At 66.2% G+C, this 6,567-nt stretch carries 8 protein-coding genes; 5 read left to right on the top strand and 3 right to left on the bottom strand.

Features of this window, described 5'->3' with window-relative positions; all coding sequences use genetic code 11:
- The 4 genes from A6723_RS06950 to A6723_RS06935 form a co-directional block, all read left to right on the top strand.
- Positions 1-197, top strand: a 197-nt coding sequence (locus A6723_RS06950) for an ArsB/NhaD family transporter (RefSeq protein WP_305884438.1), incomplete at its 5' end; no start/stop codon positions are given.
- A 29-nt stretch (positions 198-226) separates the two neighbouring features.
- Positions 227-697, top strand: coding sequence for an arsenate reductase ArsC (locus A6723_RS06945; protein ID WP_054909761.1), 471 nt, complete (start codon positions 227-229; stop codon positions 695-697).
- 12 nt (positions 698-709) lie between these two features.
- Entirely contained in the window at positions 710-1,411 is a 702-nt protein-coding gene (gene arsH, locus A6723_RS06940; protein WP_054909762.1) for an arsenical resistance protein ArsH, read from the top strand.
- Positions 1,412-1,418: 7 nt separating this feature from the next.
- On the top strand, positions 1,419-1,964 hold the full coding sequence (locus A6723_RS06935) for an arsinothricin resistance N-acetyltransferase ArsN1 family B (protein ID WP_054909796.1): 546 nt from the start codon (positions 1,419-1,421) through the stop codon (positions 1,962-1,964).
- A 45-nt stretch (positions 1,965-2,009) separates the two neighbouring features.
- Here A6723_RS06935 and A6723_RS06930 read toward each other — a convergent pair whose 3' ends face one another.
- Complete coding sequence (locus A6723_RS06930; protein WP_054909763.1) at positions 2,010-2,759, bottom strand: ABC transporter substrate-binding protein; 750 nt, start codon at positions 2,757-2,759, stop codon at positions 2,010-2,012.
- 210 nt (positions 2,760-2,969) lie between these two features.
- On the opposite strand from A6723_RS06930, the gene A6723_RS06925 reads away from it, so the two are divergent.
- A complete protein-coding gene (locus A6723_RS06925) occupies positions 2,970-3,854 on the top strand; it encodes a DMT family transporter (RefSeq protein ID WP_038803179.1) in 885 nt (294 codons plus the stop codon).
- Here A6723_RS06925 and A6723_RS06920 read toward each other — a convergent pair.
- On the bottom strand, positions 3,851-5,185 hold the full coding sequence (locus A6723_RS06920; RefSeq protein WP_054909764.1) for an MFS transporter: 1,335 nt from the start codon (positions 5,183-5,185) through the stop codon (positions 3,851-3,853). The genes A6723_RS06925 and A6723_RS06920 overlap by 4 nt on opposite strands.
- 293 nt (positions 5,186-5,478) lie before the next feature.
- Positions 5,479-6,558, bottom strand: a complete 1,080-nt coding sequence (locus A6723_RS06915) for a C45 family peptidase (protein WP_054909765.1) — start codon at positions 6,556-6,558, stop codon at positions 5,479-5,481.
- Between the last annotated feature and the right edge of the window lie 9 nt (positions 6,559-6,567).

Here is a 6,567-nt window from a genome sequence, read left to right as displayed (position 1 = left end):
ACGCCAACGTCATCGGCTGCGACCTCGGCCCGAAGATCACCCCCATCGGCAGTCTCGCCACGCTGCTCTGGCTGCATGTGCTGGAACGCAAGGGCGTGCGGATTACCTGGGGTTACTACTTCAAGGTCGGCATCCTCCTGACCTTGCCGGTTCTGCTGATCACCCTTTCGGCCCTGGCGTTGCGCCTGAGCCTCTGACGTCCCGCCCAGAAGCGGAGGAGCCTTCCATGCGAGTCCTGTTCATGTGCACGGCCAACAGTTGCCGCAGCATCCTCTCCGAGGCGCTGTTCAATCACCTGGCGCCCGAGGGCTTCGAGGCGGTCAGCTCCGGCAGCTTCCCCAAGGGCCAGGTGTTGCCCCGCAGCCTCGTTACCCTGGAGCAGGCCGGCATCTCTACCGAAGGCCTGAGCAGCAAGGGCAACGACGCCTTCGAAGGCAACCCGCCGGATATCGTCGTCACTGTCTGCGACAAGGCCGCTGGCGAGGCCTGCCCGGTCTACTTCGGCCCGGCAGTGAAATCCCACTGGGGGCTGGAAGATCCTTCGGATGCAGAGGGTGACGAGGCCGCGATCGACGCCGCCTTCCGCGCCACGCTGGCGCGCATCGAACTGCGCTGCCGTGCCTTCTTCACCCTGCCCTTCGCCACCCTCGGCCGCGACGAACTCAAGCGCGAGCTGGATCGTATTGGCGCCCTTTGATCAGGAGGACACATGTCCGAACAACTGCCCAACCTCGACCTGTCGCTGATCGATCCGCTACCAGCCGCCGCCGATGCCAGCGAGCACAAACCGCGCATCCTGCTGCTTTACGGATCGACGCGCGAACGCTCCTTCAGCCGTCTGCTGGTGGAGGAAGCCGCACGGCTGCTGCAGCACTTCGGTGCCGAGACGCGCATCTTCAATCCTTCAGGCCTGCCGCTGCCGGACGATGTGCCGGTGGAGCATCCGAAGGTGCAGGAACTGCGTGACCTGGTGCAGTGGTCGGAGGGCCAGGTCTGGTGCTCGCCGGAACGCCACGGCGCACTCTCGGCGGTGTTCAAGGCACAGATCGACTGGATCCCCCTGGCCCTCGGCGCCGTGCGCCCCACCCAGGGCAAGACGCTGGCGGTGATGCAGGTCTGCGGCGGCTCGCAGTCGTTCAACGTGGTCAACCAGTTGCGCGTCCTTGGCCGCTGGATGCGCATGTTCACCATCCCCAACCAGTCCTCGGTTCCCAAGGCCTACCTGGAGTTCGACGAGGCGGGCCGGATGAAGCCCTCGGCGTACTACGACCGCGTGGTCGACGTCATGGAGGAGCTGGTGAAGTTCACCCTGCTGCTGCGGGATCGCCAGGAGTTCCTGGTGGATCGTTATTCGGAGCGCAAGGAGAACGCCGAGCAGCTGTCCGCCCGTGTGAATCAGCGCTCGATCTGAGGTGACCGTGCCCAGCGAAATCAGGGAGGCGCGCCCCGAGGATGCGCCAGCAATCCAGGCCATCTACGCGCCGATCGTGAGTGGAACGGCGATCTCCTTCGAAGAGGTGCCACCGGGTGCCGCAGAGATTCGGCAGAGGATCTGCACGACCCTGCAGACTTACCCGTACCTGGTTGCCTCACGCGATGGGCGCGTAGTCGGCTACGCCTATGCGAGCCAGCACCGGGCGCGCGCTGCTTATCGATGGGCAGTGGATGTCACGGTCTACATCGCGGAGAGCGAGCGGCGCTCGGGTGTGGGCCGCAGCCTCTATGCCGAGCTGCTCCCCATCCTGGCCAGTCAGGGATTCACCGCCGCCTATGCCGGCATAGCCCTGCCCAATGCAGCCAGTGTCGGCCTGCATGAGCGGTTGGGTTTCCAGCATGTCGGCACCTTCCCGCAGGTCGGTTTCAAGCTCGGCCAATGGCACGACGTGGGCTACTGGCGTCTTGAGCTCGGCCCGCCGAGCCAGTGCCCCGGCGAGCCACGTCCGTATCGGGACATCGCGGGCTGAGCCTCCCGCACACGGGCAAGGCGCGGCGCAAGTACCCGGACGATCTCACTGAAGGTCCGGGCTCTCGTATCGACGCTGAATGCGCGCCAGCTCGCCGGATTCGCGCAACCGCTCCAGCGCGCGACTCCAGGCGGCGACTCGCTGGTCGTCGCTATCGCGGCTGAAGGCGATGTAGAGCGTGGAGCGATACAGTTCGACCGGCACCTGGCGCAATGTGCCGGGCGACAGGCCCAACTGGCGGCTGTAATACGCGACGCCGGCATCGGTGTCGCCGACGATGATGTCGGTACGCCCGGCCAGCAACATGAGATAGAGCTGCGGGCTGCCGGTGGCACGCTTGTCGAGATTGCCGAAGCCCATGGCCTCCAACGTCTCCGGAACCAGCCCGGCATGCCGGGTGGTAATGCGCGGAGCGCCCCGCAGGTCGCTCAGGGTATTCGCCGGCTGGCGCGCATTGGCCAACTGATAGGGATGGATCGACTCTTCGACGATCGGGCCTACCCATTTGTACAACGGCTCGCGCGCCGGCGTGCGGAACATGGAAAACATGATGGTCTTCGGCTGCGACTGCAGGGCGAGGCTGGTGCGCATGCTGGGCAACAGCTCGATCGCGAAATCATCGCCGGTCAGCCCCATGATGGCCTTGACGATGTCCGTCGCCATGCCGGTGAGCTGGCCGTTCTCGACGTAGTTGTACGGCGCCCACTCTTCGGTGACGACCCGATAGTCCCCTGCCCGGGCCCCGGCATTGAGCAATGAACAGAGCAAGGCTGCACAGATGGTCGAAGGCTTCACAAGGCTCGCTTGGCGGGAGTGGCAGGACAGCGACGTGCTGAAGTGGGGAGCTGAAAATCATAGTACCAGCCTCCTGGCGCCGCCACCGCCAGCCCAGGGCAGCAAAAACCTCGGCGTGCTGCCTTCCCAAGCGTCAAGCGCGACCGGCAAGATAGCGGCATTCGCTGCCACGCTTTGGCGGCCCCTGCTGCCTTGTGCCACCGGAGTCGTATGCAACCGCGCGACCTTGCCGCCTACCTGTTCCTCGCCGTCGGCTGGGGGCTGTCCTTCCTTGTGCTGCTCAAGGCCATCGCCGGCTTCGGCTGGGTTGGCGCGGTCAGCTTCCGCGCGCTGATCGCCAGCTTCACGCTATTCGCCGTGGCACGGCTGGCCGGGCGCCAGCTGAACTTCGCAGGGCTGTGGAAGCCGCTGTGCGTGGTTGGCGCCACCACGGTGGCCGGGCAATTGATCGGCATGACCTACGCTACCCCACGCATCGGCACCGCCATGGCGGCGATCTTCGTCGCCGGGATTCCGCTGTTCTCGATGCTCATCGGCCGCCTCTGGGGCCTGGAACGCATCACCTGGAGCGGCCTCGGCGGGCTGGTGCTGGGCTTCTTCGGCATGGTGCTGCTGGTGGGCTTCCCGGCGGTGCCGATCACCCACGAGTTCATGCTCGGCAGCGCAGCCTCCGTGTTCGGCGCCGTCTGCGCGGCCTTCGGCAGCAATTACGCCAGCCTGAAGCTGCGCACCGCCGGCCCCTGGGAAGTGACCTGCGGCGCGTTCGGGATCGGCGGGCTGCTGACCCTGCCCTTGCTGATCTGGGTGCCGGTGCCCGGCACGCCGCAACCGATCGATGTGTTCTTCCTGCTGATCTGCGGCTGCATATTCAGCGCGGTGAACTACGTCGTCTACTTCCAGCTCGTCTCGCGAATCGGCGCGACCAGAACCATCAGCGTGGAGTTCGTCGTCACCGTGGTCGCCGTCCTGATCGGCGCCCTGGTGCTGGGCGAGAGCCTGTCGCTGGTGCAGGGCGTGGGCGCGCTGATCATCCTGATCGGCTGCGCCCTGGTGCTCGGCCTGGTGCCCGGCACCAAAGCCCGCGCAGTGACTTAACCGACCTGAGCCTGGGCAACGCCCGGCGAGGCGTCGTCGCGGTCGATCAGTTCCATCGGCAGATGCGAGGTTTCGCGCAGCAGCCAGGAACAGATCGCTACCAGCAATAGCGCTGCCGCGCCGTAAAGCACGACGCCGAAGGGGTTGCGCCCGGTGGCGATGAGAATGGCGGTAGCAATGCTCGAGGCCGTGCCGCCACCCAGTGCCGCGCCGATCTGGTAGCTGAAGGAAATCCCCGAGTAGCGCATCTCCCGCGGGAACTGCTCGGCGAGGAAGGCCGGGATCGGCCCCTGGGTCGCCCCCATGAAGAAGCCCACGGCGATATACGCCAGCAACGCCAGCGGCAGGTTGTGCAGGCCGATCAGCGGGAAGAAGACGAACAGCCCCAGCGCCATGATCGCCGCGCCGAAGATCATCACTGCACGCCTGCCGAAACGGTCGGACAAGTGACCGAAGAACGGCGCAGACGCGACGATGGCCACCGACAGCGAGAAGTCGAACAGCAGGGCGTGGCTGCTGCTGTAGCCGATGTCGGTCGCGTAGGCGAGGAAGAAGGTACTGCCGATATAGGCGATGGTGACGTAGCCGAAGGCGATGCCGATGCACAGCAACAGCTCGCGCGGCCGACGGCGGAAAGCCTCCATCAGCGGCATGCGCGCCTCGGCTTTCGGCGCGGCCTTGGGCTGCGGCGCGGTGTTCTGCAGGCGCGCGTAGAGGCCGATCAGCACCAGCAGGCCACCGAGCCAGAACGGAATGCGCCAGGCAATACCGCTCAGGTCATCGTCGAAGGCGAAGCTGACGATGGCGAATACCGCCGAACCGAAGATGCCGCCGATGCCGATACCCATGCTGGTGAAGCTGCCCCACAGGCCGCGGCGGCCTTCAGGCGCTACCTCAATGCCGAACAGCGCCGCCCCGCCCCACTCGCCACCGGCGGCGAAACCCTGCACCAGGCGCAGCAACACCAACAGGACGGGCGCGGCGGCACCGATGCTGGCGTGGGTCGGCAGGAAGCCGATCAGCAAGGTGCTCAGGCCCATCAACACCAGGGTGGCGACCAGCGCCTTCTGTCGGCCATAACGATCGCCCAGGTGCCCGAACACCACACCGCCCAACGGTCGGGCGAAGAAGCCGGCGCCAAAAGCGGCGAAGGCCACCAGCACGGCGGTCAGCCGGTCCATGCCAGGGAAGAACAGTTGCGGGAAGATCAGCGCGGCGGCGTAGCCGTAGATGACGAAGTCGTAGAACTCCAGCGCGGTGCCCATGCCGGAGACGCAGAAGGTGCGAAAGGCCGAGCGCGAGCCCGGCGCGGCGGGCGTGTGGTCGATCATGGCGGTTCACTCTTGTTTTTGTGGCAATACGAAACCCGCGCGGCGGCCGGTGGGCTGCCACGGGGGCGTAAGTTCTGAAATTGAGTAGTTGCGTTGTGACGTTTTACGAACTGCGGTGAAGCCAACTTCAGCGCTCGGACATAGCCCTCACTCCAGCCCTCTCCCAAAGGGAGAGGGGGCCGCATGTACCGGCTGACACCGTCGTTTCAACCTCTGCCGATCAGTCCCCTCTTCCCTTGGAAGAGGGTTAGGGTGAGGGGCTTTCAGGGCGCGCGACTCCCACCCGTTTGCCTCTAGAACCGCAGGAAGCCCTCATCGGCCATTTTCTTCGGCGTACCAGCCACGTATTCCAGCGCACAACCGGCGGTGTCCAGGCCGATGCTCAGCAGGGTTTCCCAGCGCTCGGTGTCCGGCTCGGACATATCCGGATGGAAGCACACCACCGCCTGGTCGCCGTCGGCGCCACAGAAGGCGTCGGCACGTTCGCGCAGGGCCTTGCCGGTCATGCCGGTGGTGGCCGCCTTGAGGTGCTCCAGGCGCGCGTAGGTGGTGGAGACATCCGCGGTACGTTCCCCCCAGCTCAGTTCGCCGTCGAGGAAGTGGTTGGTATGCAGCAGCCAGCCATCTTCGCGCGGCACCACCACGGCGGTGTGCGCCGGGCTCATCTCGATACTCGCGGCACGCGCGCGCACATCGTTGCGGGTGAACACGCTGAGCACGGTGGACGCACTGACCCGCGCCGAGCGTGCCATGTCGATGGCCTCGGTGACGCTGGTGGCTTCTTCCAGCACGCGGCGGGCGATGGCGTGTACCGGCACACCGGCGCTACCGTTGTCGCTCTCGTGGTGCAGGATGTTGAAGTGCACGCCCAGGCCCGCGCTGTTCACGCCGATCTTGCCGAGCATGCCGAACTCGGTGAACAACTTGGCGGTCAGGCCGGTGCTGCCGATGAAGCCCAGCAGCAGGCCGTGGGGCACCAGGCTGTCGTGCCAGTCCCAGGTCTGCAGGCTGCGCGGTGCGATGGCGCCGGCGGGCGCATGGACGGAAGTGGAGCACTCGCCCTCCACCGGCTGTTCGGGCATCACCGCCAGCACTTCGGTGCGCGCATTCAGCGCTGCCAGCTGCCACAGCGGCAGGCCGGCGCCCAGGGCCAGGCCCTCCACTTCCTTCGCCAGCGCCGGGCACCAGTCGGCCAGCGCGGACAGGCTGCCCTCGCCGATGGCCCGTGCCTTGTCGATCTCCACCCCGACGCGCGGGAAGAAGTCCAGGTACAGCGCCACGGTCTGGCGGATCTGCTCGGCGAAGGTTTCGCCGATCTGCCGACCACGCTGCAGCGGGTCGCGGATGTCGGTGGTGAAGGTGTGAAGGATCACGGCAAGGCT

It is taken from the genome of Pseudomonas sp. AU11447 (genome assembly GCF_001672555.2).
In the GTDB taxonomy this organism is placed as follows: Bacteria; Pseudomonadota; Gammaproteobacteria; order Pseudomonadales; family Pseudomonadaceae; genus Pseudomonas; species Pseudomonas nitroreducens.
The sequence above is the reverse complement of the archived record's forward strand: the minus strand, read 5'-3'. Positions and strand labels throughout refer to the sequence as shown.